The following is a 26627-nucleotide window of genomic DNA, read 5'->3' as shown; positions in this document are numbered from 1 at the left end:
ATACTTCAAATATGACCAAACCTGAACTCTGCGACCGACCTGCAACCGAACTTCGCCAGGAAATCCTGGCTGGCCACCTCAGTGCCCGCGAACTGCTGACTGCTCACATTGAACGTATCGCGCGTTGCAATCCGCAGGTCAATGCGCTGGTGACCCTGGACCTTGACGCCGCCATGGAGCAGGCATGCCGCGCAGACGACATGCAGGCGCGGGGCGAACCACTAGGCCTGTTGCACGGCCTGCCCATCGTTCACAAGGATTGTTTTCTAACGCGCGGTATGCGCACCACCCAAGGCTCTCCACTGTATCGCAACCATGTTCCCACTGTCAGCAGCCTGCTGGTGCAACGCGAACAGGCGGCTGGCGCCATCACGTTGGGCAAGAGCAATATTCCCGAGTTCTGCGCAGGCTCGCATACCGTCAATACCCTTTTTGGCGCGACACGCAATCCCTACGATCTGACCCGGTCGGCCGGCGGCAGCAGCGGCGGCGCCGCTGCTGCCCTGGCCTGCGGCATGTCGGCACTGGCCGACGGAAGCGATATGGGCGGGTCGCTGCGCAATCCTGCCTCGTTCTGCAATGTGGTGGGGCTCAGGCCCTCGCCAGGGCGTGTGCCCCAATGGCCCACCGCCAACCCGTTCAATACATTGACGGTGGTGGGCCCCATGGGACGAACAGTCGGCGACGTGGCCCTGTTGCTGGCGGCGATGGCGGGCCCGGATGCGCGGGATCCTTTGTCCATTGATCAAGATCCGGCGCGTTTCCTGGGTTCGCTGGAGCGTCATGTCGCGGGCAGCCGGGTCGCCTTTGCGCCGACTTGGGGCGGCCTGCCCATCGACCCGGCCGTGTTGCAGGCGATGGAGGCGCAACTGAACGTACTGGATGGCCTGGGCGCCCAGGTGACGGCCATCTGTCCCGATTTTTCGCAGGCTGACGAGGCTTTCCAAACCTTGCGCGGCGTCGCATTCGAGCTGGCCTATGGTGAACTCGCTACACGCCATCCCGAAGCGTTCAAGTCGTCCATCCACTGGAATATCCGCGTTGGCCGCGGCGCCAGCGGCAACGCAGTCGCCATGGCCGACAAGGCGCGCGCCGCGCTTTTCCAGCAGATGCACGACTTCATGCAGTCCTACGACTTCCTGGTCGGACCGGTCAGCCAGGTCCCGCCATTTCCAATCGAGTGGGACTACGTTCAGCGCATCGCGGGCACCCCGATGGCGCACTACATCGATTGGATGCGCTCAGGCTACTACCTGTCTGTCACCGGCCATCCCGCGATCTCCGTGCCTTGCGGATTCACCGAGGACGGCCTGCCGATCGGTTTGCAGATCGTGGGCCGCTATCGCGAGGAACGCGCCCTCCTGGAGTTTGCCCATGCATTCGAGCAAACCGTGCCTTACCACCGCCGCAGGCCCGCGCTACTGGCCGGACATTGACCAAGCCGCTTTTCCCCACCCTAGACCCTGGAGCTTCGTATGAAACGCATGATTAGACTCGCTGTAGCCACCCTTGCTATTCTGTGCAGCACCACCGCACTGTCGCAAACCTACCCATCCAAGCCGTTGACACTGGTCGCGCCTTTCCCGCCGGGCGGCTCGACCGACGTGATCGCACGCCTGTTCGCATCACATCTGTCAGACCGGCTGGGCCAGCCTGTCGTGGTTGAAAACAAGCCCGGTTCCAATGGCGCCATAGGCGCAGCGTCGGTCGCGCGCGCCAAGCCCGACGGCTATACCCTTCTTGTGATGGGGGCTTCGTCCTTCACCATCAATCCGCTGCTCTACAAGAACCTGAACTACGATCCGGTCGACAGCTACGACTATCTGGGTATCGCCGGAGGCACCCAGCTCGTGTTCCTGACCACGGCGGCGACCGGCATTGGCAGCGTGGCCGACATCGTGACCAAGTCCGCCAGCGAGCCCCTGAGCTATGGCTCTTTTGGCACCGGTTCGCTACCCCAGATCGCCGGCGAATACCTGGCGCAGAAGACTGGCGCGCAACTGTTGCATGTGCCTTACAGGGGCAGTTCCCCGGCGATGACGGACCTTATCGGCAACCAGATCCCCCTGTCCATCGACACGGTGGTGGCCGCCATGCCGCAGATTCAGGGCGGCAGGGTCATCCCCCTGGCCGTATCCAGCGGCCAGCGATCGGCCCGGCTGCCTGACGTGCCGAGCGTGCAAGAGACCGGTATCGCAAACTACGACTTCGAAACCTGGTTTGGCATCGTCAGCCCCAAAGGCACACCGCCCGAGATCGTGGAACGGCTATCCCGCGAGATCCGGGAGATGATGAATGAAAAGTCCACGCGCGAAGCGCTGGAAGCCATCGGTTTCGACGCCCGCTATTCGGATCCCCATCAATTCAAAGAACAGGTGACCATGGAGCTCAAGCGCAATGCCGGCATCATCAAGGCAGCCAACATCAAGGTGGATTAAGGAACCATGACGCATATCGCCCTGCTCAGCCAGACGTCGAAACTCGATTACCTGGGCCCGATGCTGCAAGAAGCAGTGCCGGCGCTGCGGTATTCGGTCTGGCCGGACCCCGCCTGCCTGGATGCCGACGTCGCCGTATGCTGGAATACGCCACCCGGCCTATACGAGCGCATGCCCCGCCTGCGGCTGGTGCACAGTATTGCAGCAGGGGTCGACAACATATTGCCGGGAACGGCAAGCGCCGGCTTGCCGGTATGCCGGGTGGTGGATGAGGGCCTGACACGCGGCATGGTCGAGTACGTGTTGTGGGCCGTGTTGTACTTCCATCGATCCTTCGACACCGCCTTGCGCCAGCAACGCACGCGCACCTGGCACCGGCCCACGCTGCGCCTGGCATGCGACTGCCGCGTGGGCGTCATGGGCATGGGCCGCCTGGGCCGCAGCGTCGCGGCGGCGCTTCGAAACCAGGGTTACCGGGTCAGCGGCTGGGCTCGCAGCGCCCACGCCATCGAGGGCGTTCAGGTCCATACCGGCCAAGAGGCGCTGGATGGCTTCCTGGCCCACACAGACATCCTTGTCAATCTACTGCCCCTGACAGCCGACACCCGCGGCATATTGAATGAATCGCTGTTCTCCCGCCTGCCCGCAGGCGCCGCCCTGGTGGGCTGCGGCCGGGGCGAACACCTGGTCGTGGAAGCGCTCGTGGCAGCCCTGCGGCGCCGCCACCTGCGCGGTGCCGTGCTTGATGTGTTTCCGCAGGAGCCGCTGACAGGCGACAGCCCTTTGTGGGCAATGCCCGAGGTCGTGATCACGCCGCACATGGCCACCATGGCCTCGCCCCAGGCCGTGGTGCAGCAAGTATCCGAGAACATTCGCCGCCTGCAGCAAGGGCAGCCGTTGATCAACCTGGTCGATGTGGCCCGAGGCTACTGATACCAGCCGCGCATACTTTCCGAGAGTCTTATGTACACACCCAAGCCCTATCAAAACCACGACCAGGCTGAACTGCATGCCTGCATGCGCCAGTGGAGCTTCGCCACACTCATCACGCATGGCCCGAAGGGCAGTCAAGCCACCCACCTGCCATTCCTGGTCGATGCCGAGAGCGGCCCCCATGGAACGCTCGTCACGCATATTGCGCGGGCCAATCCTCAGTTAGCCGACCTGCTGGCCGGCAGCCCGGCCTTGGTGATTTTCCAAGGGCCTCACGCTTTTATCTCGCCAAGCTGGTATGAGAATCAACAAACCTTTCCTACTTGGAACTACGCTGCGATACATGCGCGTGGCACGCCAGTCTGTATAGAAGAAGCCGAGTCAGTGCGCAGGATACTTGACCGCACGGTGCAGGTGTACGACACGCCCTTGGGGGGTAGCTGGCGATTTGATGCCATGCAGGAAGAACTCATCCTGCCCCGGCTCAAAGCCATCGTGGCGATTCGCATCCCCCTTGACGCGCTGGAAGGCAAGTTCAAGTTCAACCAGGACAAATCGCCCGCCGATCGTCTGGGCGTGATCACGGCGCTAGAGAAATCCAACGACGCCGGCAACCACGCCGTTGCCACGCTGATGCGCCGGCGGGAGCCCCAACCAGCCGCTAGCTCAAATCCAGCCGCTTCCAAAGCGCCATCGTTACATCAGCATTATTCAGCGTATAAAAATGCAGCCCCGGCGCCCCGTTATCCAGCAAATCCTGGGACAAACGCGAAATGACATCTACCCCGAAAGCCTTGATCGACGCCTTGTCATCGCCATAATCCGCTAACCGCAACCGTATCCAGCGCGGGATCTCGGCCCCGCACATATTTGAAAAACGCGACAGCTGCGCATAATTCGTAATCGGCATGATCCCCGGCACAATCGGCACCGCCACACCCTTGGCCTGGGCCCGGTCCACAAAATCATAATAGGCGTCGGCGTTGAAAAAATACTGCGTGATCGCACTATTCGCCCCCGCCCGCACCTTCGTCACGAAATGGTCCAGATCGGCCTCGGCATGGGTGGCCTGCGGATGCATCTCGGGATAGGCCGCCACTTCGATGTGGAACCAATCGCCGCTATGCTCGCGAATGAAGGCGACCAGCTCGCTGGCATAATGCAGCTCGCCGCTATCGCCCCCCATGCCCGACGGCAAATCACCGCGCAAGGCAACAATCCGCTTGATGCCCTGTTCGCGGTACCTGTCCAGGATATCGGCCAGCATCGGCCTGGTCGCACCGATGCACGACAGATGCGGGGCCGCATCGCAGCCCAGATTCTGCATCAGGCGCACGGTATCGGCCGTACCGGCGCGGGTCGAACCGCCTGCGCCGAACGTGACACTGACATAGGCCGGATGCAAGGCCAGCAACTGCTTGGCCGAACGCACCAGCTTTTCTTGCGCCGCAATATCACGGGGCGGAAAAAACTCCAGACTGATCGCTTGCTTACCGCTCATGAAGTCAACAACCTCGACAATAGACCCGACACAATGCTGTAGACGAAGGCGCCCAGCAAGGCCCACCAGAACCCGTTGACCTGAAAGCCCTTGAGCACCGATCCGGCAAACCAGAAGACCAGTGCATTGAGCACCAGCAGGAACAAGCCAAGCGTGACGATCGTAATCGGCAAGGTCAGTAGAATAAGTACGGGCTTGACCAGCGTGTTAAGCAAACCCAGCACCAGGGCGGCGATCAGGGCCGAGCCGAAAGACGCCACCGTAATACCTGGCAAGATATACGCCACGATCAACAAAGCAACAGCGTTCAGAATCCAGACAAGAATAAGTTCCATGGTTGACGCTCCTTTGATTAGCACTGCTCTGAATCGCCGGGCCCAACCGGGCCGCGGCGCACTGCGTTAAAAACGGACGGCTCAGTAGCGGTAGTGCTCGGGCTTGTAAGGCCCGGCCACCGGCACGTTGATATAGTCGGCCTGATCCTGGCGCAGCTCAGTCAACTGCACGCCCAGCTTCTTCAGGTGCAGGCGCGCCACTTTTTCGTCCAGGTGCTTGGGCAGTACATAGACCTGCCCCTTTTCGTAGGCGTCGCCGCGGGTATACAGCTCGATCTGCGCAATGGTCTGGTTGGTGAATGAGGCCGACATCACGAAAGAGGGGTGCCCCGTGGCGCAACCCAGGTTGACCAGCCGCCCCTTGGCCAGCAGGATGATGCGCTTGCCATCGGGAAAAATAATGTGGTCGACCTGAGGCTTGATTTCTTCCCACTGCAGGTCTTCCACCGCAGCAACGTCGATCTCGTTGTCGAAGTGGCCGATATTGCAGACAATGGCCTGATCCTTCATGCGCTCCATGTGGGCCCGGGTGATCACGTGGTAGTTGCCGGTGGCTGTCACGAAAATATCGGCCTTGTCGGCGGCCTCGTCCAGCGTGACCACTTTGTAGCCTTCCATGGACGCCTGCAAGGCGCAGATGGGGTCCACTTCCGTTACCCAGACCTGGGCGCGCAGTGCCGCCAGCGCCTGGGCGCAGCCCTTGCCCACGTCGCCAAAGCCGCAGACCACGGCGACCTTGCCCGCTACCATGACGTCGGTGGCGCGCTTGATGCCGTCGACCAGCGATTCGCGGCAGCCGTACAGGTTGTCGAACTTGGACTTGGTGACCGAGTCGTTGACGTTGATGGCGGGGAAAGCCAGCTCGCCCTTCTTGGACATCTGGTACAGGCGATGCACCCCCGTGGTGGTTTCTTCCGTCACGCCGCGAACCTGCGCCAGGCGCGTGGAATACCACTTGCCGTCGCGCGCCAGCTGGGCCTTGATCGCGGCGAACAGCACGCGCTCTTCTTCGCTGCCCGGCTTGTCGAGCACGGCAATGTCGTTTTCGGCCTTGGCGCCCAGATGCAGCAAGGTAGTGGCGTCGCCACCGTCATCCAGAATCATGTTGGCATGCTGGCCGTTGGGCCATTCAAAAATCTGGTGCGTATATTGCCAGTAGTCTTCCAGCGTTTCGCCCTTCACGGCGAATACCGCTGTTCCGCCCGCGGCAATCGCGGCGGCGGCGTGGTCTTGTGTCGAAAAGATATTGCACGAGGCCCAGCGCACTTCGGCGCCCAGCGCTTTCAGGGTTTCGATCAGCACGGCGGTCTGGATCGTCATGTGCAGGCTGCCGGCAATGCGTGCGCCCTTCAGGGGCTGCGCAGCCGCGTATTCTTCACGCGTGGCCATCAGGCCCGGCATTTCGGTTTCGGCAACGGCGATTTCACGGCGGCCCCAGCCCGCCAGGGCGATGTCGGCAATCTTGTAATCGGTAAAGGTGGCGTCTGTGACAGTATTCATGGGTAATCATCCAATAAACCTGTACCAGACTATGCGCCGAATGCAATAAGCGCTCATCTTCGCCTGGCAAGGGAACGATGAGCGCCGTTGAAACGGAAAAGACATCCTGAGCCTAGCGGGTGGTGGCTGCGGCATATGCCGGCCCCGACGCCGTTGCAGCGCTCCTCAGGAAGCCTAGATTGTAGCGTAATTAGTGTGACAGTTGATGCGGCAAAGGCCTTAGCCTTTGCGCTTGGGATAGCCCTGGGCGGTGATGCGCTGCCATATGCTGCGCTTCTCGTCATCGTCCAGGAATACCCAGTTGGCCACCTCCATGGCGGTGCGTCCGCAACCCCGGCAGATTTCGTCGTACAGCGTGGAACACACCGCCACGCAAGGCGAGTCGGTGGTTTTCAGGCTGTGCGCGTCATCGCGCCGGATGTCGGACGTTTCCATGAAGCAGTCAGGCGGCCTTTTCGAGTACTTGCACCTTGTCGGCGGCTTCCCAGCTGAACTCGGGCTCGGCGCGGCCGAAGTGGCCATATGCCGCCGTCTTGCTGTAGATGGGACGCAACAAGTCCAGCATGTTGATGATGCCTTTGGGGCGGAGGTCGAAGTTTTCACGCACCAGACGGGCGATTTGCTCGTCCGGAATGACGCCGGTGCCCTCGGTGTACACCGTGATGTTGATGGGCTCGGCCACGCCGATGGCGTAGCTGACCTGCACCTGGCACTGGCGGGCAAGGCCGGCCGCCACGATATTCTTGGCCACGTAGCGCGCCGCGTAGGCGGCGGAGCGATCGACCTTGGAGGGGTCTTTGCCCGAAAATGCGCCGCCGCCGTGCGGGCATGCGCCGCCATAGGTGTCGACGATGATCTTGCGCCCCGTCAGGCCGCAGTCGCCCTGCGGGCCGCCAATGACGAACACCCCGGTGGGATTGATCATGAATTTGGTCTTGGGCGTCAGCAGGCCATCGGGAAAGCTGGGCTTGATAATGTGTTCGATCACCGCTTCCTTAATGTCGCTTTGCGATATTTCGGGCGCATGCTGGGTCGACAGCACCACGGTATCGACCTCGACCGGCTTGCCGTCGACATAACGGAACGTAACTTGTGATTTGGCATCGGGGCGCAGCCAGGGCAGGCGGCCATCCTTGCGCAATTCGCTTTGGCGCTGCACCAAGCGGTGGGCATACCAGATGGGCGCGGGCATGAGATCGGGGGTTTCGTCGCACGCATAGCCGAACATCAGGCCCTGATCGCCGGCGCCCTGGTTCAGGATTTCTTCGCTGGTGCGATCCACGCCCTGGGCGATATCAGGCGACTGCTTGTCGTAGGCGACCAGCACGGCGCAACCCTTGTAATCGATGCCGTAGTCGGTGTTGTCGTAGCCGATGCGTTTGATCGTATCGCGCGCGACCTGGATGTAGTCGACGTTGGCAGTGGTGGTGATTTCACCGGCCAGGACGACCAGGCCCGTGTTGCACAGCGTTTCAGCCGCAACGCGGGCATTAGGGTCTTGTTCGAGGATGGCGTCCAGGATGGAGTCGGATATTTGGTCAGCGACCTTGTCGGGATGACCTTCGGAAACAGATTCGGATGTAAACAGGAAATCGTTATTTGCCACAGCGATGCGTCCTTTAAAACACTGGTTGCCCAGCAGGAGGTTGAACGAAACGCGTTGCACCTCGGACGTCTGCTAAGCAGTTGCTATCAGGGCGCGACGCTTTAGCGGATTTTTTGGCGCGATGCCTGAACAGACCGCGCCATCGCCCCGCAAGTTGTCGGTTAACTCAGCGATAAAGATCATTTTAAGCGAAAATACGCCTGCATTTCTTTTTTTCACTTCTTGCGCAAGGGTTATTGCCCGTCTATGTTTCTGGCTTTGTTTCGTTTTCTGGCCTGGTTGCCGCTGCCCATGCTGCACGCCATCGGCCGATTCGCGGGGACGCTGGTCTATATGTGGCCAGGCAAGTACCGCAAAAGACTGCAAGCCAATGCCCGCCAAGCGGGCTACCCGGGCGCCGCGTTCGCGCGCCGCGCCTCCGCCGAAACAGGCGCGATGATCATGGAAACCCCAAAGATCTGGCTGCGCACACGCCAATGCCTGGGCAAAACACACAGCGACGACAACGCAGTGGTGCGCGATGCGCTGGCCGAGGGCCGGGGCATTCTGTATCTGACCCCGCACCTGGGCTGCTTCGAGATCACCGCCCGCTACTTGATACAGCATGGTCCGATTACGGTGATGTATCGTCCGCCGCGCCAGGCGTTTCTGGAGCCGGTCATGGAGCAGGCGCGCAATACATCGGGCCTGAAAGCGGTGCCGGCCACGATGCAGGGGGTGCGCGAGTTCGTCCGTGCGCTCAAGCGCGGCGAGGCGGTAGGCATGCTGCCCGACCAGGTCCCGGGCAGTGGCGAGGGGGTATGGGCGCCTTTTTTCGGCAAACAGGCCCTGACGATGACGCTGGCGGGCCGGTTGGCCCTTCAAACAGGCGTGGCGATTATTTTGACGGCCGGCGAGCGCCTGGCCGATGGCAAAGGCTGGCGCATTCATTACGTACGGCTGCCCGAGCCGCTGCCCACCGATCCGCAAGCGCTGGCTACGGCCATTAACCATGCCATGGAGCAACTGATCAGGCGTTTTCCGCAGCAGTATCTATGGAGCTACAACCGATACAAAATCCCGAAGGATGCGCCGCCGCGTCCAGAGGACACGCTGCCATGACTTTCCACAAGCTGCCTTTGCTTCGTTCCGTTTTTGCTTACTTCGGCCGCGCCTCGGCGGCCACGCGCCGGCGCTGGGCGCGCGTGCTGGGCTGGCTGGCGCCGCGCCTGCTGCGCTCGCGTGCGCATGTGGTGCGCACGAATCTGGCTTTGTGTTTTCCGGACCGCACGCCTGAACAGCGAGAGGCCTGGCTGCGTCGGCATTTTCATTTACTGGCGCGGTCGGTGGTGGATCGCGGGCTGTGCTGGTTTGGCCCGGCGCCGGCGATCATGGAAGCCACGCCAATTACGGGCCTGGAGCATCTGGATGCGCTCTTGAAGGCCAAACGCCGGATCATTATGCTGGCGCCGCACTTTATTGGCCTGGATGCGGCGGCGACCCGCCTGACGCTGTTCCTGAAGGAATCCGCCACGATGTACACGCCGCAAAGCGATGCGGATGTGGATACGCTGGTGCGCGAGGGACGGGGCCGTTTCAACACGGTACATCTGGTCAGCCGCAGCGCCGGCGTGCGAGGGCTGATCCGGCATTTGCGCAATGGGGTGCCGGTTTACTATTTGCCGGACATGGATTTCCGGCGCGCTGGCTCGGTATTTGTGCCTTTTTTTGGGGTGCAGGCGGCGACGCTGCTGGCGACGGCGCAGATTGCGAAGTCATGGGATGCGGCGGTGGTGCCGATTATCAGCCGGCTGGATGAGGAAACAGGACGCTATGCGGTCGAGGTTTTGCCCCCGCTAGAGGATTTTCCGGGCGAGCAGTCGGCTGAAGAGGCGACGGCGCGGCTGAATGCGCTGGTTGAAAGCTGGGTACGGGTGGATCCGCCGCAATATTATTGGGTGCACCGGCGGTTCAAGACGCGGCCCGAGGGCGAGGCGCGGATTTATTGATGCATGGCCGGGGCCGTGTCTTGTGTTGTCGGCCTGGTTTCGATTTTGACCCCTTTGGTTCTTAATGGCCCCTTTGGTTCTTAAGAAAGGCCCTGGCGGCGGGGGCTGTTACGGCTTCGCGCGCTACGACCCTGGCTACGCCAGGGTTGCCCGTTTTTGACGGGTAAATCGGGGCGGGTGCGGAACTCGACCGGTCGGGCCAATGGCCCGACACCCGCCGGTCTCGAGCAGCCGCCCCCTTGCATCCCCGTTTTACCCGTCAAAAACGGCGTGCGCGAGGCGCCTGCACAGCCCCCGCCGCCAGGGCCTTTTTAGGATATGTCGAAGGTGGCCCATCAATGGTTTCTGTGCGCAGTGTCCGCAATGCTGGCACAGACACATGAAGCGCAACATGCTGCTTTCCTACAACGCACAAATTGGCAGCCTGGTCCAATGCTCATCACCACAGTTGTGCTGGGCGGGTGGCGCAGGGCCGGCGGTTAGGCGTGCGCCGCAGGCTTCCGAAGGGAGGCCGGGGGCTTTCGTCGGGCGCTGTCTGAACGAGCGCAGCGAGTGAGTTCGCCCGACGCCCGGCTGGACGAGGAAGATGCGGAAACAAGCACGCCGTAGCCGGTCCTGCGCCACCCGCCCAGCACAACGTCCTCAAGTACATTGACCCGCCAATAAAGCGTACCGAACCACGCCATTCAACCCAAAAATTGCGCCGGACAAACCGCCCGTAATCCGGGATAATGACACCATGATCTGGAATTTCGTGAAAATGCACGGCGCCGGCAACGACTTTGTCGTGCTTGACGGCGTGCGGCAAACTATCGACATGACGCCCGAACGGGCGCGGGCATTGGCTGACCGGCACTTTGGCGTCGGGGCCGATCAGATCCTGCTGGTCGAAACACCCCTGCACCCCGAAGCCGACTTCCGCTACCGCATTTTCAATGCCGACGGCAGCGAGGTCGAGCATTGCGGCAATGGGGCGCGCTGTTTTGTGCGTTTTGTGCACGAACAGGGCCTGTCGCGCCGCAATCCCCTGCGCGCCGAGATCAAGACCGGGATCATCACACTGGACAACACCGGGGCCGACGGCGTGTCGGTCGAGATGGGCCAGACGCGCTTCGAGCCCGAAGCCCTGGCCTTCGATGTGCGGGGCCTGCGGTCCGCCCCCTGCGCGGACGATACGCTCTGGACCCTGCCGCTGGCCAGCCACGACGAGGTCCAGCTTTCGCTGGTGGCCATCTCCAATCCCCATGCGGTACAAGTGGTCGACAACGTCCTGACGGCGCCCGTGGGCGTTGTGGGGCCATTGATCGAGTCGCACCCGCGCTTTGGGCAACGGGTGAACGCCGGCTTCATGCAAGTTGTGGATCGCCACACCATCAAGCTGCGCGTGTACGAACGCGGAGCCGGCGAAACGCTGGCCTGCGGCACAGGCGCCTGCGCCGCCGTGGTCGCGGGCATCCGGCGCGGGCTGCTGGACAGCCCGGTGCGGGTGCATACACGGGGCGGGCCGCTGACGGTGTCCTGGAACGGCACGCACTTGCGCATGAGCGGGCCGGCGGCTACGGTATTTGCCGGCCAGGTCGATATCGACGCCCTTACCGAACAGTTCAATACCAAGGATTTCCTACAACCATGACTGCCGAGAGTCTTTCCGCCGATCAAATCGCACATTTCCTGCAGAACAACCCGTCTTTCTTCCAGGATCACGCTGATCTGTTCGCCAACTTGCGCGTACCCCATCCCAACGAAACGCGCGCCATTTCATTGGGCGAGCGGCAAATCATGACCTTGCGCGCGCGCACCAAAGATCTGGAATGGAAGTTATCCGGACTGGTACACAACGCCAGCGGCAACGAACGGATCAGCAAGACGCTCACCGACTGGTGCTGCCGCATGCTGGCCGAAGACGACGCCACGCAGATTCCCGGCCACATCGTGCGCAGCCTGGGCGACCTGTTCGACCTTCCCACCATTGCGCTGCGCCTGTGGGATCTGTCGCGCCTGCAGGGCAGCGAATTCAATGAAGACGTGACCGACAGCATCCGGACCTATGCCCGCGAGCTGACCGTCCCTTATTGCGGGCCGTTCAAGGACCAGGAGGCCGCAAGCTGGCTGGGCATGCCGCCGGCCTCGCTGGCCATGATCGCCTTGCGGGCGCCGGGGCTGAACGAGCCCATTGGCTTGCTGGTGCTGGGTTCCGACGATGCCGAGCGCTTCACCCCGGACATGGGCACCGCCTTCCTGGATACGATCAATCAACTGGCCAGCGCCAGTCTGTTGCGCCTGCAGGGCCCCGCCAAACCCGACGACTACGCATAACGACCGGCCATGCATGCCCTGCCCGCCCCTATGGAGCAATGGCTTGCGCATCTGCAAGGCCACCGCCGCTATTCGGCGCACACGCTGGCGGGTTACCGGCAAGACCTGCATCATCTGGTGCAGTGCCACGATTCCGTGGCGCTTGACCGCTATACCGAAAGCCACATACGCCAGGCCATCGGCCGGCTGCATGGGCAAGGGCTGAAGCCGCGCAGCCTGGCGCGGGCGCTGGCTGCCTGGCGCGGCTTCTACCAGTGGTGGGCGCCTCAGGCGGGCATGGAATCGAATCCGGCTGCCGGGGTGCGGGCGCCCAAAGCGCCGCGCAGCCTGCCCAAGGCCTTGTCGGTGGAACAGACCCAGGCCCTGCTGGACCGCCCGGGCTTGCCGGAACCCGATACCGCGATCGACTGCCGTGACCAAGCCATGTTCGAAGTGCTGTATTCCAGCGGATTGCGCCTGGCTGAGCTGGTCAGCCTGGATTGGCGCTATACCCGCACAGGCGACTATGAATCGCAAAGCTGGGTTCAATTGAACGAGCAGGAAGCCATCGTGAAGGGCAAAGGCGGAAAGACGCGCAGCGTGCCCCTAGGCGGCCAGGCCATCGCCGCCGTGGCGCGCTGGCTGCACGAGCGCGACCCCCTGGTCGATGGCAGTGCCGGGCCTGATGCCGCCGCGGCCCTGTTTCTTGGCGCGCGCGGCAAACGCATTACCCCGCGCGTGGTCCAGTTGCAGTTGAACAAGCTCGCCATGCGGGTCGGGTTGCCGGTCCATGTTCACCCCCACAGCCTGCGCCACAGCTTTGCCAGCCATATGCTGCAGTCGGCGCAAGACCTACGCGCGGTACAGGAGCTGCTGGGCCATGCCAATATTTCGACCACGCAAATCTACACGCGCCTGGATTTCCAGCATCTGGCCCAGGCCTACGATCAGGCCCACCCGCGCGCCAGCCGCAAGCGCTAGCCGGGCCGACGGCACCGGCCCGCTCAGGGTTTGACGACGCTGTCTTTCAACACATAAATAAGCTGGCCCGCATTCCAGGTGAACATGCCCAGATAGGTCGAGGCGGGCTGATCCGATGGCGCCAGAGCATCGGAATATAAGGCGCCGCCCACCCGGGCGCCTGTTTCGCGTGCAATCTGGCTCACCAGCTTCGGGCTGGCGGAATGCTCGATAAACACGCCTGCAACCTCCATCTTCTTGACGGTGTCGATGAGCGCAGCCATCTCTTTGGCCGACGGTTCGGCCTGGTTGGACAAACCCGCCACCGAGAAAAACCGGATGTTGTAGGCCTGGGCGAAGTAGCCGAACGCGTCATGCGAGGAAATGACCTTGCGCTTGTCGTCCGGGATGTCGGCCAGCGCCAGCTTGATTTCCGTATCGAGCTTTTTCATCTGCTCGGTATACAGCTTGGTCCGGTTCTTGTAGTAGGCACGATGCATCGGCGCCGCCTTGGACAGGCCTTCGGCGATATTCTGCGCGTAGACCATGCCGTTTTCCAGGCTCTGCCAAGCATGCGGATCAACGTCGCCTTCCCGATGGCCGTGATTCTGCTGCGCCTCGCCGGCGCGCAGATGGCGCACCGCCACACCCTCAGACGCCAGCACCCGCGCACCCTTGAAACCGGCGGCTTCCGTCAGGCGCGGCAGCCAGCCCTCGAAATCCAGGCCATTCAACACCAGCACTTCCGCCGCGGCCAAGGCCTTGATATCGGCGGGCGTGGGCTCGAAGGTATGCGCATCGGCATTGGGACCGACGATAGTGACGACTGAAACGTGCTCGCCGCCAATCTCTTTGACCATATCGCCCAGGATCGAGAACGTGGCCACCACCTGCAGCGGCTTGACCGCCGCGGCGGGGCCGATCGCCTGCGCAGCGGAGGCGGAAAGGCCTAAGGCGGCCGCCATCATGGTGCCCAGGACCACCCGGCGGAACCGGTTGAAAGGCCGGATACGAACACTGTTCAACATCAAAGATGCTCCGAAATCCTGGACAGGCGCTGATGACGTGCCCGCGCTTGGCGCGCGGCTTGCATCAGCCCCCCTTGGGGGCCAAAGAAAATAGACAGGAAGTAGATACATCCTGCCGCAATTATGATCGCCGGGGAAGCCGGTACGTTAGCGTAATACGAAAATAGTAGGCCGACGTAAGACACAAAGGCGCCGATACCCGCAGCCAGCACCATTTGCCTGCCCGCCGACCCGGCCCAGAACCGGGCAGCCGTGGCCGGCAGCATCATGATCCCCACCACCATCAGCGTGCCCAGCACCTGGAATCCGGCCACCAGCGTCATGACCAGCAACAGCAGAAACAGCATGTGGATCAGCGAGCCGGCCGCGCCCTGACTGCGCAAAAACAGCGGGTCCATGCACTCGAGCACCAGCGGCCTGAAAATCAGTGCCAGCGACAGCAGCGTAATACTGGATGCGGCCGTCACCAGCAGCAAAGCGCCGTCGTCCAGCCCCAGCACGGTGCCGAACAGCACGTGGATCAGGTCCATATTCGAGCCGCGCAACGAGACCAGCAGCACCCCCAAACCCAGCGACACCAGATAAAACGCGGCAAAACTGGCATCTTCGCGCTGCGGCGTGAGCCGCGCCACGGCCCCCGCAAGCATGGCCACCACCAGGCCGGTAATCATCCCGCCTATCGTCATCGCGCTTAAAGACAGGCCGGCCGTCAGAAAACCCACGGCCACGCCCGGCAAAATGGCATGCGCCATGGCATCGCCCATCAGGCTCATGCGGCGCAGCACCAGAAAAACGCCCAGCGGGCCGGCGGCAAACGCCAGCGCCAGCGAACCAGCCAGGGCGCGGCGCATGAAACCATAATCAATAAAGGGGCCGAACAGCAGGTCGACAAGCCACATCACAGGTAGTCCCCCGCGCACAAATGGCGTGCCAGGTGCAGGTTCTCGGGTGTCAATACGTCGTGGGTGGCCCCCCAGGCCACGGCCTGCCCCGCCAGCAGCAGCGCGCGCGGAAAACAGGCGCGCACCAGTTCCAGATCGTGCAGCACGGCAATGACCGTGCGCCCTTCTCCGTGCCATGCCTGCAACAGTTGCATTAAATCTTCGGTGGTGTCCCGATCAACCGCCGCGAACGGCTCATCAAGCAGCAAAGTGCCGGCATCGTGCAGCAATAGCCTTGCAAACAGCGCCCGCTGCAACTGGCCGCCCGACAGCGTACCGATAATGCGCGAACCGAAATCCGCCAGTCCCACGGCGTCAAGGGCCGACTGGACGCGATCATGCTCAGAGGGGGAAAAACGCTTCCAGGGGCCTACCCGCTGCCAAGCGCCCATGGCCACCAGATCGTAGGCCGTAAGGGGAAAGCTGCGATCAAGCTCGCCTTGCTGCGGCAGGCAAGCCATGTGGGTACGCGCATCGCCTGCCAGGCGAATTCGCCCCCGCAACGGACTGACCAGGCCCATGATGCCCTTGATCAGCGTCGACTTGCCGGCCCCGTTCGGCCCTACGATCGCCGTGAGCGAACCCCGCGCAAATGAGCCCGAAACGTCGCGCACCGCTACCCGGTCGCGCCAACCCAGCGACACCTGATCCAGTTCTATGACGGCGCTTGTCATTTTGCGGCCCCTACCACCAACCCATGGCCCAACCGGTCAGCATCCACAAGAACAGCACGGCCAGCAGCACCCGCGCCATGCGCTGGACGCTGGACGAAAGCAATGCCGAGCCACGGTATCGGCGCGAGCCACCGGCGGTAGAAGAAGGAGAGCGGTGCATGAAAGCAAAAAGGGGGACGGTAGAATAGCGTCCTTGCCGCGCCATTATAGCATTCGCTATGTTATAACATCACCAGGGGTGGCCCAATCCGTCTATGCGGGCCAACCTGATTTTTGCACGAGAGCCAATGCCATGTCTGCCAAACATTCGACACAGCCATCCGCCCTGGCGGCCAAGCTGCTTACTGCCGAATCGCTGTGCGCACAGCGGGGCAAGCGGCTGACCCCGATTCGCCGCAAGGTGCTGGAAATCCTGCTGGCCCAGCACCGCAGCGTCAAAGCCTACGAGCTTCTGGACCTGATCCGCGGCGTTCAGCCCGGCGCCGCCCCCCCCACGGTGTATCGCGCCCTGGACTTCCTGGTCGACGAAGGGCTGGTACACCGGCTTGACGCCATCAACGCCTGGACAGCCTGCCTGGATGCCGCCGGCGAGCCTCATGACCTGCTGATCGTCTGTACCCAGTGCGGCGCCGTCGCCGAACTGAGCGATCCCGCACTGAGCCGCCAGCTTGCCGACAAGGTCGCGGACGCCGGCTTTGCCCTGTCCGGACACGAAACCGAGCTGCGCGCTCTGTGCGCCAACTGCAGGACGCATACGCATTAAAAGCACGGGTTTGCTCTAAAGCGTATGCTGTGCTGTAATCGCACGTTAAGTTTTTTTGCGCGGTACGAATAATTGCCCCTTGGCCGCCAGTCGTATTCCGGTCGCATTATTCAGGCCGTGCTCGCGAGGCACACGATGAAAGCCGCTGTTCAAGCAAACAAAATGGTTCCGGTAACCATACTTACCGGTTTTCTGGGCGCAGGCAAAACCACCCTGCTCAAGCGCATTCTTACCGAGTATCACGGACGGCGCATTGCCGTCATCGAAAACGAGTTCGGGCCCGAAAGCATCGACAACGACCTGCTCGTGCAAGACAGCGAAGAAGAGATCGTCGAACTGAGCAACGGCTGCGTCTGCTGCACCGTCCGCGGCGACCTGATGCGCACGCTGAACGAGCTGCGCGTCAAGCGCCAGGCCGGGCAACTGAACTTCGAGCGCGTCATCATCGAAACCACCGGCATGGCCAATCCCGGCCCCGTGTGCCAGACCTTCTTCATGGATGACGAAATCGCCGACTACTATCGGCTCGATGCCGTCATTACCGTGGTCGATGCCAAGCACGGCATGGAAACACTGGACAAACAGGAAGAAGCCCAGAAACAGGTCGGCTTTGCCGACCGCCTGCTCATTTCCAAGAAAGACCTGGTCAACGACGTCGACTACCAGGCGCTGCGTGCCCGCCTGGTGCGCATCAATCCGCGCGCCACGATCACCCCCGTCAATTTTGGCGAAACCGACCTGGCCGCGCTCCTGGACATCAGCGGCTTCAACCTGAATACCATCCTGGACATCGACCCCGATTTCCTGGCTGACGAACATCCCGACGCCGCGCACGACCATGAACATGGGCATGACCACGGCCACGGCCACGGCCACGGCCATGACCACGATCACGATCATGATCACGCGGGCGAGTGCGGTGCGCATTGTGGGCACCATCACGATCACCACCACGCCCACCACGACGACGAAATCGGCGCCTTTGTCTTCCGCTCCAACAAGGCCTTCGATCCCGAACGGCTCGAAGAGTTCCTGGGCGGCATCGTCCAGGTATACGGCCCCGATCTGCTGCGCTACAAGGGTATTCTGTATCTGAAAGGAATCAATCGCCGCATGCTCTTTCAGGGCGTGCACATGATGATGGGAGCCGAACCTGGCAAGCCCTGGCTAGGCAGTGAAAAGCCCAATACCAAAATGGTGTTCATCGGACGTAAACTCCCCCAAGAGATTTTCACTAGGGGCCTGGAACAATGCTTGGTCTGATCGTGAACCGAACCGCGCGGCATCCGTAGCGCGGTATCGGCTCCAAGCACCAACACTACAAAAAGAGGAAACATCATGGCAAGCAAATCAGCCGCCGCAAAGAATCAAGGTCGTTTGCTGACAGAAAAAGAGTTGTTGGCAATGCCCGAATCTGATTACATGAATCAGGACCAACTGGCCTTCTTCAGGAACCGCCTGAAGGAACTCGAACAGGAAATCCTGAACAACGCCGACGCCACCACCGAAAACCTGCGCGAAACCCAGTTCGTCCCCGATCCGGCCGACCGCGCCACTATCGAAGAAGAGCACGCCCTGGAACTGCGCACCCGCGACCGCGAGCGCAAGCTGCTTAAAAAAGTCCAGCAGTCCATTACGCTGATCGACTCGGGCGAATACGGCTGGTGCGAAGAAACCGGTGAACCTATCGGCATCCCACGCCTGCTGGCGCGTCCAACGGCCACCTTGTCGCTCGAAGCGCAAGAACGCCGCGAAATGCGCCAGAAGCTGTACGGGGACTAGGCAATAGCATAGCCCGGCGCCCTGCCCGGGCGCCGAATCCTGGCGCTCCCCCCGAACCAGCCTGCGTTCGGGCGGCACCTATTTTGTGCAGCCCAAGACAGACAATGCGTCCTATTGCCAACCCCAATTTTGCCGAAAGCGTTGCCGCCAGCTTCCAGAAGCAGGGGGCGATGCACTTGATTCGGGCCACCTTGCCTGTTGTCGAGCACGGGCTGACGGAAATCCACGTCCCGCACTGGGACGGCGTTGAACAACAGCACGGCTTTGTCCACGGCGGGATCGTCGGGATGATTGCCGACTCGGCGGCCGGCTACGCCGCCATGACCATGGCGCCGGCCGGCGCATCGGTCTTGTCGGTAGAATACAAAATAAATATGGTGGCGCCCGCCGACGGCCAGAAGCTGATCGCCCGAGGACGGGTGATACGCCCTGGCAAAACGCTGATCATCACCACAGCGGAAGTCTTTGCCGTGAACGACAGCAAAGAAACCCTGTGCGCCCTGATGCAGCAGACCATTATGGTCATGCACGGCAAAGCCGAGAAATAAACAGCCTTTTTGCCCCGCAGCACACGCAGGGCGCCCTTAACGCTCGGCAGCCTGATACGCGCTAGCCTTTAAAGCGCTTGGCCAGCGCCTCTGCCCCACGCGCCAGCATCGCCATGTCGATACCCACCGCGGTAAACAGGCATCCCAGCTCGATATAGCGATTGGCCAAGCCTTCGTCCGCTGTCAAAATGCCGGGCGCTTTACCGCAGGCAAGAATACGGGCGATGGCATCCTCGATGGCGGTTTGTACGTCCCTGTGGCCCGGATTGCCGGGATAGCCCATATTGGCCGATAAATCTGCCGGCCCGATAAACACACCATCTACACCGTCGACGTTCGCAATGGCTTCCAGGTTCTTCAAGCCCAGGGGCGATTCAATCTGCACCAGCAGACAAAGCTGCTCTTCGCACACCTGCATGTAATCCTTCACTTGCCCGAACCCGCTTGCGCGGCTGGTGCCCCCCACGCCACGAATACCCCGTGGCGGGTAGCGCATGCCCGCCACAGCCAGCGCCGCCTCTTCCGCCGTTTCCACGTAGGGGATCAGTATCGTCTGCGCGCCAATATCGAGCAGGCGCTTTTGCTGTACGACATCCTTCCACATGGGGCGCACAACCGGCGTCACCGGATACGGCGCCGCAGCCTGCAATTGACCGAGCACGGTCGTGATTTCGCTGGGAGAATGCTCCATGTCGAACAGCAGCCAGTCAAAACCGGCGCGCGCGACGATCTCGGCGGCATACGCATTGGAAAGCGTGCACCATAGCCCGAGTTGCGGCGCTTTGTTCTGCAAAGCCTGTTTGAACCGGTTGACGGCCACCTGCGTCATGATCCGACTCCCTCTGCCTTGAAGTACGCCGACACACTGCCAAGCTCGCCAAAGTCGGCATGAATGGTATCGCCCGATGCCACCGGCACAGTGCGGGTAAATGAACCGGCCAAGATGACACTGCCCGCCTCCAGCGATGTACCGAACGCCGCCAGTTTCTTTGCCAACCACTCCACCCCGCGCGCCGGATGGCCCATGACACCGGCTGACACGCCGGTTTCTTCGATAACGCCGTTGCGATACAGAAGGCAGCCCACCCAGCGCAGATCGATGTCCAGCGGGCGAACGGGGCGCCCGCCAAGAATAATGCCCGCCGATGCCGCGTTATCGGCAATGTTGTCGACAATACGCCGTGGATACATGGTTCGCCCATCTACAATTTCCAGCGCAGGCTGCACATACTCGGTGGCGCGCAAAACGTCCTGCAGCGTGACGTCCGGCCCCGCCAAAGGCTTGTCGAGGATAAAGGCGAGCTCTACTTCCACGCGGGGGACGATGAAGCGATCGACGGCAATAGTCTCGCCATCCGGGAAGAACATGCTATCGAGCAGGTAGCCATAATCGGGCTCGTTGATTCCCTGAATGGCCTGCATGGCCTTGGACGTCAGGCCGATCTTGTGGCCGCGAAGCTTCAAGCCCATTGCCAGCTTGGCCGCCAGGACCTCCTTCTGGATAGCGTAGGAGTCACTGATGTCCATTTCGGGAAACGTTGCATCCAGTTGGGGTACAGGCTTTACTTCACGCTCGGCCTTCAGCAGCAGTTGAGCCGCTTTCTTATGTTGTTCGGTGGTGAGCATGGTGCTATCCGTTCTTGACAGGGTTGCGCAAAATACCGATACCGGGCACTTCTACCTCGACCACATCGCCTTCAGACAGAAAGCGCGGGGGATCAAAGCGCACGCCGGCCCCGGTGGGCGTGCCGGTTGAAATGACATCGCCGGGTTCCAGCGTTGTCCATCGCGAAATGTAGTGGATCAAGAAAGCGAAAGAAAACATAAGGTGGGCGGTGGTGTCGCGCTGACGCTCCTCACCGTTTACACGTGTGATCACTTCCAGCTTGTCGAAGCCGCTGAACTCGTCGGCGGTCACCATCCACGGACCGATCGCGCCGCTTTCGTCAAAATTCTTGCCCTGCGTGACATTGAATTTGCCATGCCTGATCCAGTCGCGCACGGTACCTTCGTTCATGCACGTCAGCCCGGCGATGTGGCTTTCTGCATCTTGTAGGGCTATGCGCCGCCCCCGCTTGCCGATGATGATCGCGATCTCGCCTTCGTAATCGAGCTGGGTCGATTCCGGCACCGGGCAGATCAGGGGCCGGCCATGGCCGACCAGGGTCGATGGGAAGCGCGGGAATACGCTGGGATACTGCGGAGGGGCGGTTCCGTCTTTGTATTCTTCGTTGCGGTGGTTGTAATTGACGCCAACGCAAATAATCTTGCCCGGTACAGGCACCGGAGACATAAGTTGCACCGCATCCAGCGCATGATCGGCAGCGGCATCCCGTGCCATCGACCCAAGCTGGCCCAGCGCCCCCTGCTCCAGGACCTCGCGTACCGACTTTGCCTGCACTTTGTCTGTCAGGTCGACAATACCGTCCTCACGCGCAACGCCAAAACGCTGCGCACCCTTGAGCTCAAAAGAAACTATTTTCATGCGCCAAAACCAAAAAAGTCAGAGGGGTTATCCACCAGGATTCTGCGGGCGTTCTCGGCACTGCCCGCATAGCGATACAACTGATTCATTAAATCGCCTTCGTTGGGAGGCTGCTTGACCGATACCGGATGCGGCCAATCGCTTCCCCATACCACCCGGTCAGGCGCGGCCTGGATGCAAGCCTGGGCAATAGGCAGAACATCGTCCCAGGGGAAGCCCGCCCGCGACACCTTTTCGGTGAGCGAGAGCATCACCCAGAAATTGCCGCGCGCCAGCAAACGCAGCAAGGCCTGCAGGCTGGGATCGTCGGCGCCGGCCTCGGGATTGGCGCGCGCCATGTGGTCGATCATCACAGGGATATCAAGCGATTCCATCATGGGCAGTTGGCTTTGGATGCCGCCCGCTTCGGGCTGGAACTTGGCATACCAGCCCATTTCTTTCATTCGGGCGATACAGCGCAGAAAATCCTGCTCTGACATGCTGACGCCCAGCCCCTGGCGGTTGAAGCGGGCCCCGCGCACGCCGGCGGCATGCAGCGTCTGGAGATAGGCATCGCCGGCCTCGAGCAGCACCAGGGCGTTGGCGCAAGCCTTATACTCCGGCCCGGCCACCGCCAGCGCATCAAGCACAACTTGGTGATCGGCGCCATAGGTCGTGGCCTGTACGATAATGCCGCGCTCGATACCCAGCGTCTTGTGCATGCGCAGGGCGGTTTCGATTGTTGCCGTCGGCATTTCGTAGGCCGCCCCCTTTCGGACGGGGTATACGCTGGGTGAACCGAACACGTGGAACTGGCTATCACAGCTGCCTGCCGGCAAGATGTGATCCGGCGCGCGCGGGCTTGGGTCAAATGGCAAGTATTCAGGCATGGGGGTCTCGTTTAATCCAGAATTGCAATAAAGCTGCACTCGATCAGCTTGTCGCCGTCAAGCGGCGCGTCCATCGTGTGGCGGGCAGGCCGCGATTGCGCATCCGGAAACATCTTCAGCCACTCGGCATTCACCGCTTGGCGTTGAGTACGGTCTTTCATCCAGACCGTCATCTTGATGATGTTTTCCGGTGTCCCCCCTGCCGCACGAATAATGCGATCAATATGCGCAAACATCAGTTGGCACTGCGCTTCGAGCGTTTCACCGTACTGGCCGGTTTCCACATCCGTGCCCAAAATACTGCCGGTGTGCACCGTGTTGCCGATACGGCAAGCCGCCGGTATCGGGTTCTTGTGACTGAAGCCTTCTGTGTAAATGCTCGTTCGTTTCATGGCCTGCTCGTTATCAAGGGAATATGTCGATGATTTCTACTTGGCGTTGATGCCCGCCTCTTTAATGATCGGCACCCAGCGCGCGTCCTCTTTCTCGAGATAGGCCTGAAATTCCTGCGGTGTCGCACTGCGTGCCTCGGCCCCCAGCTTCTGGAATTTTTCGATCACATCGGGTTGCGCCAGAATGTCGTGCAATGCCGCGCTCACACGCTGGACAATGTCATCGGGCGTGCCCTTGGGGGCCAGCAGGCCAGTAAAGGTGTACGCCACCAGGCCTTTCAAGCCGGCCTCTTCCAGGGTGGGCACATTCGGCAAAGCCGGGACGCGCTTTTCAGACGTCACGGCCAAAGGCTTGAGCTTGCCCTCTTGGATGAAAGGCAATGCAACGGACACCTGGTCGAAATTGAAGTCGACCTGGCCGCCGATCAAATCCGTCGTGGCAGGCGCATTGCCTTTGTAGTGCACCGTCATCCAGCTTGCCCCGGTTTCTTTCTGGAGCATCTCGCTCATCAGGTGGTTGGACGTCCCCGCCCCGGGCGAAGCCATGTTCAAGGTTTCAGGATGCTTCTTGGCAAAATCGATCAATGCTTCAAAGCTGTCCGCTTCCAGCGAAGGACGCGCCTGCATGACCATGGGCGTCAGCGAAACGGTGCTGATGGGCTCGAAATCCTTCTTCCAGTGATAGGCCGGACGATTGAAGATAATGGGGCTGAACAGCAATGGGCCGTTGGCGGCCAAGAACAAGGTGTTGCCATCGGGCTTTGCGCGGGCTACGTATTCGCCCGCAATCAGCCCGCCAGCGCCGGCCCGGTTGTCAACCACGAATGGCTGCCCAAACGCCTTTTCCAGGCCAGGCGCAATAATGCGTGCCGCCACGTCCACGTTGCCGCCGGGCGGATAGGGCACAACTATTTGCACGGGCCGTGTCGGCCAATCGGCCGCCTGTGCGGATACGGCAGCAAAGGCAAGCATGGCCATGGCTAGTCTACGAATGTTCACGTTACTCCTCCTTAAAAGAATTCTTCTTTATCAAGGTATCAATCGCTTGCGCCGCCGCCAATCCGGACAAGACGAAAAAGTCCAACTATCGGACTTAATGCCAGCAATGCCGTAAGCCCGGGATATATCGGGATGGCAACACAGCACTAATGCACTCATAATTTTCAATGCGCACCCATGCTTTATAGTTCTGTATATGGACGCCGATATCCAGGCCATCCGGCCAGGCCGTATCCCTATCTATTTATTCTTCAGCCCGGAAAACATGAAAATCCTGACTGCATCGCTGAGCCCCGAGCAAACCTACAAACTCATGACCGGCATCGTGGTGCCGCGCCCCATTGCATGGATCACCACGCAATCAGAAAACGGCGTGATCAATGTCGCCCCCTTCAGCTGCTACACCATCGTGTCCAACAAGCCGCCCATGATCGGCGTGAATATCGGCCGAAAGGCCGGCGCCCGCAAGGACACGGGCAAGAACATCCACGACGCGAAGGAATTCGTGGTCAATATCGCCAGCGAGGATTTATTGCTGCCCATGCACCAAAGCGCCATCGAGTATGACGCCGATGTCAGCGAAGTAGACCTGCTTGGGCTGCATACCCTGCCCTCGGAACAAGTCGCCACCCCCCGTTTGGCGGCCGTTCCCGTCAGCATGGAGTGCCTGCTTCATTCGATCACGCCGTTTGGCCAAACCGGCGCGGAGTTTTACGTTGGCGAAGTGGTCGCGCTGCATATACAAGACGACATCATTCGCGACGGGAAAATCGAAACCACCCGCCTTCGCCCTATCTGCCGGCTGGGCGGACCCAATTATGCACATTTGGGGGAAATCATCACCCTGCAGCGCATACAGCAAACTGAAAAAGCGGTCATGCAAGGCACCGCTTCTGGAAAATGAAAACCGACCCGGAAGAGATCAAGGCGGCCAGTGGCAGCCAGACCGTCGCACGCGCCATACAGGTGCTGCGCCTGGTCGCCTGCGGGCAGGAATTGGGGGTGCGCCTGACCGACCTCGTGCAGATGTCCGGCCTGAACCGGCCAACCGTGCACCGCATCCTGAAGACATTGCAGGCCGAGGGGGCTGTCGAACAAGATGCGCTCTCACGCCGCTACCGCATCGGACCCGAGATTACCCTGCTGGGTATCGCCCGCACCCGCAGGTTCCCGTTGATGTCCGTGGCCGGCACCAGCCTGGTGCAATTAGCCCAAAGCGTGGGCGATACCGCCTTTATCAGTATCCGCCACGGGCTGGACTCGATCTGCATCGGCAGGCAAACCGGTCACCATCCGATTCAGGTGCTGTCCATTGATGTGGGCGCGCGCAGGCCATTGGGCGTGGGTGTTTCCGGCGTGGCCCTGCTGTCTTGCCTGTCGGAAGATGAAGCCGCGGCCCTCACGCTGGCCAACAACAAACGACTGGCTTTCCACGGCTTGACGGTGGATGCGCTATCGGAACGCATCATCGACGCACGCAGAACCGGCTACGCCTACACCAGCGTCGGCGTGATGTCGCGCACCCGAGCCGTTGCCGTGCCTGTGCTCAGCGATGCGGGTGAGCCGCTGGCGGCGCTGACGATTACCGCCATGGCCGAGCGGCTGACCGCTGAACGCCTGCCGAGTGTCGTACAGATCATGCAAGGCCAGGCGCAAAGCATCGGTCACCAGTATTCAGAGCAAAGCCGCTTGAGCCAGGGATGCTAGCTGTCTGGGCCTGACGGCATACTACCCAACCGCGCCAGCGTAGCCGCCACCAGGCGATCGCAGTTATCTCCGTCGAAATCAAAGATATCTTTTGCGGTCAGGTCCATATCGCGCGAGAGCCATTCGCGCAGTAAGGCATTGGCGCGGAAATGCCGGCTGCGCACGGTTGCTTGCGGGATATCCAGGCATAGCGCGGTTTCCTCGACCGTCATTTCCTCGACCGAGCGAAGCATGAATACCACGCGAAACGGCTCGGGCAGTTGATCCAGCCGCGCCTCCAGCAGCGCCCGCAGTTCGGTGCGCGTTGCGGCATGATAAGGCGGGTTTGCATCGTCGGCCATCATCACGTCAACCTCGCTCTCTATGTCGTCGGCCATGGGGAACAATCTGTCGCGGCGCTCATGCTTGCGCAGGCGGCCGAAGCATTCGTTAAGCACTAATCGCGACAACCACGTGAGCAGCGCGGCATCGCCGCGAAACTTGCCAATGGACCGATAGGCCTGTAAGTAGGCTTCCTGCAACGCATCTTCCGCCTCGGCATCGCAGCGCAGCGTCGCGCGCGCAAGCCGGTAAAGACGGCGGTTATGCCGGCGCATCATCAGCTCAAACGCCGCCGTGTCGCCGGCTGCGATGCGCTGTGCAAGCTCGGCATCGCCTGCCACGGCGGGCGCATTTTTCGATGCCGCTGAATTCATCATGGACAAGGTCTCCCGCTTCGTCATTCCATTTCCGGACCAAACGCAACAACGGCCGTCCGAGGGGCAGGCGGCGCCGCGTGCATAAAAGGTTAGATGCCGCCGGTGCAGCGTGCGTTCCCGGCACCGTCTGCGCCACCCTTGACCTAAAGTTAACTTAAGGTTTTACATTATTCCCAATTCAACCT

The 26627-nt window shown here is 61.3% G+C and carries 31 protein-coding genes and 1 riboswitch; of the genes, 15 read left to right on the top strand and 16 right to left on the bottom strand.

Going from position 1 to position 26627, the window contains the following annotated elements:
- The first annotated feature begins 11 nt into the window (after positions 1 to 11).
- Genes RE432_RS07115 through RE432_RS07100 form a run of 4 tightly spaced genes read left to right on the top strand, consistent with a single transcriptional unit; the run spans position 12 to position 4148 of the window.
- The gene (locus RE432_RS07115) at positions 12 to 1436 is read left to right on the top strand and encodes an amidase (protein ID WP_310932592.1); all 1425 of its coding nucleotides are present in this window, start codon (positions 12 to 14) and stop codon (positions 1434 to 1436) included.
- Positions 1437 to 1484: 48 nt separating this feature from the next.
- On the top strand, positions 1485 to 2438 hold the full coding sequence (locus tag RE432_RS07110; RefSeq protein WP_310932591.1) for a tripartite tricarboxylate transporter substrate binding protein: 954 nt from the start codon (positions 1485 to 1487) through the stop codon (positions 2436 to 2438).
- Positions 2439 to 2444: 6 nt separating this feature from the next.
- Positions 2445 to 3371, top strand: coding sequence for a glyoxylate/hydroxypyruvate reductase A (locus RE432_RS07105; protein ID WP_310932590.1), 927 nt, complete (start codon positions 2445 to 2447; stop codon positions 3369 to 3371).
- 30 nt (positions 3372 to 3401) lie between these two features.
- Positions 3402 to 4148, top strand: a complete 747-nt coding sequence (locus tag RE432_RS07100) for an FMN-binding negative transcriptional regulator (RefSeq protein ID WP_310932589.1) — start codon at positions 3402 to 3404, stop codon at positions 4146 to 4148.
- Here RE432_RS07100 and metF read toward each other — a convergent pair.
- From metF to metK, 5 genes are all read right to left on the bottom strand, one after another.
- Positions 4033 to 4872 carry a methylenetetrahydrofolate reductase [NAD(P)H] gene (gene metF / locus RE432_RS07095; RefSeq protein ID WP_310932588.1) on the bottom strand — a complete coding sequence of 280 codons (840 nt, stop codon included), beginning with the start codon at positions 4870 to 4872 and terminating at the stop codon, positions 4033 to 4035. The genes RE432_RS07100 and metF overlap by 116 nt on opposite strands.
- A complete protein-coding gene (locus RE432_RS07090) occupies positions 4869 to 5207 on the bottom strand; it encodes a phage holin family protein (protein ID WP_310932587.1) in 339 nt (112 codons plus the stop codon). The genes metF and RE432_RS07090 overlap by 4 nt, the downstream gene beginning before the upstream one ends.
- 81 nt (positions 5208 to 5288) lie before the next feature.
- The gene (ahcY, locus tag RE432_RS07085) at positions 5289 to 6707 is read right to left on the bottom strand and encodes an adenosylhomocysteinase (RefSeq protein WP_310932585.1); all 1419 of its coding nucleotides are present in this window, start codon (positions 6705 to 6707) and stop codon (positions 5289 to 5291) included.
- 72 nt (positions 6708 to 6779) lie between these two features.
- A riboswitch (S-adenosyl-L-homocysteine riboswitch) is annotated at positions 6780 to 6880 on the bottom strand.
- A 46-nt stretch (positions 6881 to 6926) separates the two neighbouring features.
- Entirely contained in the window at positions 6927 to 7142 is a 216-nt protein-coding gene (locus tag RE432_RS07080) for a DUF1289 domain-containing protein (protein WP_310932584.1), read from the bottom strand.
- Between the two features lie 7 nt (positions 7143 to 7149).
- The gene (gene metK / locus RE432_RS07075; RefSeq protein ID WP_310932583.1) at positions 7150 to 8313 is read right to left on the bottom strand and encodes a methionine adenosyltransferase; all 1164 of its coding nucleotides are present in this window, start codon (positions 8311 to 8313) and stop codon (positions 7150 to 7152) included.
- Between the two features lie 246 nt (positions 8314 to 8559).
- Between metK and RE432_RS07070 the strand changes: the two genes are divergently transcribed.
- The 5 genes from RE432_RS07070 (at position 8560) to xerC (ending at position 13577) form a co-directional block, all read left to right on the top strand.
- Positions 8560 to 9414 carry a lysophospholipid acyltransferase family protein gene (locus tag RE432_RS07070; protein ID WP_310932581.1) on the top strand — a complete coding sequence of 285 codons (855 nt, stop codon included), beginning with the start codon at positions 8560 to 8562 and terminating at the stop codon, positions 9412 to 9414.
- A complete protein-coding gene (locus tag RE432_RS07065; protein ID WP_310932579.1) occupies positions 9411 to 10301 on the top strand; it encodes a lysophospholipid acyltransferase family protein in 891 nt (296 codons plus the stop codon). Before RE432_RS07070 ends, RE432_RS07065 begins: the two co-directional genes overlap by 4 nt.
- A gap of 721 nt (positions 10302 to 11022) precedes the next feature.
- Positions 11023 to 11934: a diaminopimelate epimerase gene (gene dapF, locus RE432_RS07060; RefSeq protein WP_310933051.1), complete on the top strand. Its 912-nt coding sequence runs from the start codon at positions 11023 to 11025 to the stop codon at positions 11932 to 11934.
- The gene (locus RE432_RS07055; RefSeq protein WP_310932578.1) at positions 11931 to 12617 is read left to right on the top strand and encodes a DUF484 family protein; all 687 of its coding nucleotides are present in this window, start codon (positions 11931 to 11933) and stop codon (positions 12615 to 12617) included. The genes dapF and RE432_RS07055 overlap by 4 nt, the downstream gene beginning before the upstream one ends.
- Before the next feature lie 9 nt (positions 12618 to 12626).
- Positions 12627 to 13577 (top strand): tyrosine recombinase XerC, encoded by a 951-nt coding sequence (gene xerC / locus RE432_RS07050; protein WP_310932577.1) that lies wholly within the window; start codon positions 12627 to 12629, stop codon positions 13575 to 13577.
- Between the two features lie 23 nt (positions 13578 to 13600).
- Here the strand turns inward: xerC and RE432_RS07045 are convergent, their stop codons facing one another.
- Genes RE432_RS07045 through RE432_RS07030 form a run of 4 tightly spaced genes read right to left on the bottom strand, consistent with a single transcriptional unit; the run spans position 13601 to position 16359 of the window.
- Entirely contained in the window at positions 13601 to 14584 is a 984-nt protein-coding gene (locus RE432_RS07045) for a metal ABC transporter substrate-binding protein (protein ID WP_310932576.1), read from the bottom strand.
- Complete coding sequence (locus tag RE432_RS07040) at positions 14584 to 15483, bottom strand: metal ABC transporter permease (protein ID WP_310933049.1); 900 nt, start codon at positions 15481 to 15483, stop codon at positions 14584 to 14586. Before RE432_RS07040 ends, RE432_RS07045 begins: the two co-directional genes overlap by 1 nt.
- Positions 15483 to 16199 carry an ABC transporter ATP-binding protein gene (locus RE432_RS07035; protein WP_310932575.1) on the bottom strand — a complete coding sequence of 239 codons (717 nt, stop codon included), beginning with the start codon at positions 16197 to 16199 and terminating at the stop codon, positions 15483 to 15485. The genes RE432_RS07040 and RE432_RS07035 overlap by 1 nt, the downstream gene beginning before the upstream one ends.
- Before the next feature lie 10 nt (positions 16200 to 16209).
- Positions 16210 to 16359 carry a hypothetical protein gene (locus tag RE432_RS07030; protein ID WP_310932574.1) on the bottom strand — a complete coding sequence of 50 codons (150 nt, stop codon included), beginning with the start codon at positions 16357 to 16359 and terminating at the stop codon, positions 16210 to 16212.
- A 132-nt stretch (positions 16360 to 16491) separates the two neighbouring features.
- Between RE432_RS07030 and RE432_RS07025 the strand changes: the two genes are divergently transcribed.
- The 4 genes from RE432_RS07025 (at position 16492) to RE432_RS07010 (ending at position 19292) form a co-directional block, all read left to right on the top strand.
- Complete coding sequence (locus RE432_RS07025) at positions 16492 to 16962, top strand: Fur family transcriptional regulator (protein WP_310932573.1); 471 nt, start codon at positions 16492 to 16494, stop codon at positions 16960 to 16962.
- Between the two features lie 135 nt (positions 16963 to 17097).
- Positions 17098 to 18225, top strand: coding sequence for a GTP-binding protein (locus RE432_RS07020; protein ID WP_310932572.1), 1128 nt, complete (start codon positions 17098 to 17100; stop codon positions 18223 to 18225).
- Positions 18226 to 18300: 75 nt separating this feature from the next.
- Positions 18301 to 18744: an RNA polymerase-binding protein DksA gene (gene dksA, locus RE432_RS07015; protein ID WP_310932571.1), complete on the top strand. Its 444-nt coding sequence runs from the start codon at positions 18301 to 18303 to the stop codon at positions 18742 to 18744.
- Positions 18745 to 18848: 104 nt separating this feature from the next.
- Positions 18849 to 19292 carry a PaaI family thioesterase gene (locus RE432_RS07010; protein WP_310932570.1) on the top strand — a complete coding sequence of 148 codons (444 nt, stop codon included), beginning with the start codon at positions 18849 to 18851 and terminating at the stop codon, positions 19290 to 19292.
- A gap of 61 nt (positions 19293 to 19353) precedes the next feature.
- Here RE432_RS07010 and RE432_RS07005 read toward each other — a convergent pair whose 3' ends face one another.
- Genes RE432_RS07005 through RE432_RS06980 form a run of 6 tightly spaced genes read right to left on the bottom strand, consistent with a single transcriptional unit; the run spans position 19354 to position 24016 of the window.
- Positions 19354 to 20121 carry an aldolase/citrate lyase family protein gene (locus RE432_RS07005; RefSeq protein ID WP_310932569.1) on the bottom strand — a complete coding sequence of 256 codons (768 nt, stop codon included), beginning with the start codon at positions 20119 to 20121 and terminating at the stop codon, positions 19354 to 19356.
- On the bottom strand, positions 20118 to 20918 hold the full coding sequence (hpaH, locus tag RE432_RS07000) for a 2-oxo-hept-4-ene-1,7-dioate hydratase (RefSeq protein WP_310932568.1): 801 nt from the start codon (positions 20916 to 20918) through the stop codon (positions 20118 to 20120). The genes RE432_RS07005 and hpaH overlap by 4 nt, the downstream gene beginning before the upstream one ends.
- Positions 20919 to 20922: 4 nt before the next feature.
- Positions 20923 to 21777, bottom strand: coding sequence for a fumarylacetoacetate hydrolase family protein (locus RE432_RS06995; protein WP_310932567.1), 855 nt, complete (start codon positions 21775 to 21777; stop codon positions 20923 to 20925).
- On the bottom strand, positions 21774 to 22646 hold the full coding sequence (locus RE432_RS06990) for an amidohydrolase family protein (RefSeq protein WP_310932566.1): 873 nt from the start codon (positions 22644 to 22646) through the stop codon (positions 21774 to 21776). Before RE432_RS06990 ends, RE432_RS06995 begins: the two co-directional genes overlap by 4 nt.
- Positions 22647 to 22657: 11 nt before the next feature.
- The gene (locus RE432_RS06985) at positions 22658 to 23038 is read right to left on the bottom strand and encodes a RidA family protein (protein WP_310932565.1); all 381 of its coding nucleotides are present in this window, start codon (positions 23036 to 23038) and stop codon (positions 22658 to 22660) included.
- Between the two features lie 36 nt (positions 23039 to 23074).
- Entirely contained in the window at positions 23075 to 24016 is a 942-nt protein-coding gene (locus tag RE432_RS06980) for a tripartite tricarboxylate transporter substrate binding protein (RefSeq protein ID WP_310933048.1), read from the bottom strand.
- A 286-nt stretch (positions 24017 to 24302) separates the two neighbouring features.
- Between RE432_RS06980 and RE432_RS06975 the strand changes: the two genes are divergently transcribed.
- Positions 24303 to 24941 (top strand): flavin reductase family protein, encoded by a 639-nt coding sequence (locus tag RE432_RS06975; protein ID WP_310932564.1) that lies wholly within the window; start codon positions 24303 to 24305, stop codon positions 24939 to 24941.
- Positions 24938 to 25744 carry an IclR family transcriptional regulator gene (locus RE432_RS06970; RefSeq protein WP_310932563.1) on the top strand — a complete coding sequence of 269 codons (807 nt, stop codon included), beginning with the start codon at positions 24938 to 24940 and terminating at the stop codon, positions 25742 to 25744. Before RE432_RS06975 ends, RE432_RS06970 begins: the two co-directional genes overlap by 4 nt.
- On the opposite strand, the gene RE432_RS06965 is transcribed toward RE432_RS06970, so the two are convergent.
- The gene (locus RE432_RS06965) at positions 25741 to 26466 is read right to left on the bottom strand and encodes an RNA polymerase sigma factor (protein WP_409079821.1); all 726 of its coding nucleotides are present in this window, start codon (positions 26464 to 26466) and stop codon (positions 25741 to 25743) included. The two genes, RE432_RS06970 and RE432_RS06965, sit on opposite strands and share 4 nt — an antisense overlap.
- Positions 26467 to 26627: the final 161 nt, after the last annotated feature.

The organism is Pusillimonas sp. SM2304 (assembly GCF_031628915.1).
GTDB lineage: Bacteria > Pseudomonadota > Gammaproteobacteria > Burkholderiales > Burkholderiaceae_B > Pusillimonas_C.
Note: the sequence above shows the minus strand (reverse complement) of the source record. Positions and strands in the feature narration are given on the sequence as shown.

Excerpts from the sequence above, each read along its gene's own strand:
- RE432_RS07110 (WP_310932591.1), top strand. The coding sequence starts at position 1,485 with ATGATTAGACTCGCTGTAGCCACCCTTGCTATTCTGTGCAGCACCACC.
- RE432_RS07105 (WP_310932590.1), top strand. The coding sequence starts at position 2,445 with ATGACGCATATCGCCCTGCTCAGCCAGACGTCGAAACTCGATTACCTG.
- RE432_RS06995 (WP_310932567.1), bottom strand. The coding sequence starts at position 21,777 with ATGAAAATAGTTTCTTTTGAGCTCAAGGGTGCGCAGCGTTTTGGCGTT.
- RE432_RS07090 (WP_310932587.1), bottom strand. The coding sequence starts at position 5,207 with ATGGAACTTATTCTTGTCTGGATTCTGAACGCTGTTGCTTTGTTGATC.
- RE432_RS07025 (WP_310932573.1), top strand. The coding sequence starts at position 16,492 with ATGTCTGCCAAACATTCGACACAGCCATCCGCCCTGGCGGCCAAGCTG.
- RE432_RS07055 (WP_310932578.1), top strand. The coding sequence starts at position 11,931 with ATGACTGCCGAGAGTCTTTCCGCCGATCAAATCGCACATTTCCTGCAG.
- RE432_RS07030 (WP_310932574.1), bottom strand. The coding sequence starts at position 16,359 with ATGCACCGCTCTCCTTCTTCTACCGCCGGTGGCTCGCGCCGATACCGT.
- hpaH (WP_310932568.1), bottom strand. The coding sequence starts at position 20,918 with ATGCTCACCACCGAACAACATAAGAAAGCGGCTCAACTGCTGCTGAAG.
- RE432_RS06990 (WP_310932566.1), bottom strand. The coding sequence starts at position 22,646 with ATGCCTGAATACTTGCCATTTGACCCAAGCCCGCGCGCGCCGGATCAC.
- RE432_RS06985 (WP_310932565.1), bottom strand. The coding sequence starts at position 23,038 with ATGAAACGAACGAGCATTTACACAGAAGGCTTCAGTCACAAGAACCCG.
- RE432_RS07005 (WP_310932569.1), bottom strand. The coding sequence starts at position 20,121 with ATGACGCAGGTGGCCGTCAACCGGTTCAAACAGGCTTTGCAGAACAAA.
- RE432_RS07070 (WP_310932581.1), top strand. The coding sequence starts at position 8,560 with ATGTTTCTGGCTTTGTTTCGTTTTCTGGCCTGGTTGCCGCTGCCCATG.
- RE432_RS07080 (WP_310932584.1), bottom strand. The coding sequence starts at position 7,142 with ATGGAAACGTCCGACATCCGGCGCGATGACGCGCACAGCCTGAAAACC.
- ahcY (WP_310932585.1), bottom strand. The coding sequence starts at position 6,707 with ATGAATACTGTCACAGACGCCACCTTTACCGATTACAAGATTGCCGAC.
- RE432_RS06970 (WP_310932563.1), top strand. The coding sequence starts at position 24,938 with ATGAAAACCGACCCGGAAGAGATCAAGGCGGCCAGTGGCAGCCAGACC.
- RE432_RS07045 (WP_310932576.1), bottom strand. The coding sequence starts at position 14,584 with ATGTTGAACAGTGTTCGTATCCGGCCTTTCAACCGGTTCCGCCGGGTG.
- RE432_RS07040 (WP_310933049.1), bottom strand. The coding sequence starts at position 15,483 with ATGTGGCTTGTCGACCTGCTGTTCGGCCCCTTTATTGATTATGGTTTC.
- RE432_RS07115 (WP_310932592.1), top strand. The coding sequence starts at position 12 with ATGACCAAACCTGAACTCTGCGACCGACCTGCAACCGAACTTCGCCAG.
- RE432_RS07035 (WP_310932575.1), bottom strand. The coding sequence starts at position 16,199 with ATGACAAGCGCCGTCATAGAACTGGATCAGGTGTCGCTGGGTTGGCGC.
- RE432_RS07020 (WP_310932572.1), top strand. The coding sequence starts at position 17,098 with ATGAAAGCCGCTGTTCAAGCAAACAAAATGGTTCCGGTAACCATACTT.
- RE432_RS07065 (WP_310932579.1), top strand. The coding sequence starts at position 9,411 with ATGACTTTCCACAAGCTGCCTTTGCTTCGTTCCGTTTTTGCTTACTTC.
- RE432_RS06965 (WP_409079821.1), bottom strand. The coding sequence starts at position 26,466 with ATGACGAAGCGGGAGACCTTGTCCATGATGAATTCAGCGGCATCGAAA.
- dksA (WP_310932571.1), top strand. The coding sequence starts at position 18,301 with ATGGCAAGCAAATCAGCCGCCGCAAAGAATCAAGGTCGTTTGCTGACA.
- RE432_RS06975 (WP_310932564.1), top strand. The coding sequence starts at position 24,303 with ATGAAAATCCTGACTGCATCGCTGAGCCCCGAGCAAACCTACAAACTC.
- metF (WP_310932588.1), bottom strand. The coding sequence starts at position 4,872 with ATGAGCGGTAAGCAAGCGATCAGTCTGGAGTTTTTTCCGCCCCGTGAT.
- RE432_RS07010 (WP_310932570.1), top strand. The coding sequence starts at position 18,849 with ATGCGTCCTATTGCCAACCCCAATTTTGCCGAAAGCGTTGCCGCCAGC.
- xerC (WP_310932577.1), top strand. The coding sequence starts at position 12,627 with ATGCATGCCCTGCCCGCCCCTATGGAGCAATGGCTTGCGCATCTGCAA.
- RE432_RS06980 (WP_310933048.1), bottom strand. The coding sequence starts at position 24,016 with ATGGCCATGCTTGCCTTTGCTGCCGTATCCGCACAGGCGGCCGATTGG.
- RE432_RS07100 (WP_310932589.1), top strand. The coding sequence starts at position 3,402 with ATGTACACACCCAAGCCCTATCAAAACCACGACCAGGCTGAACTGCAT.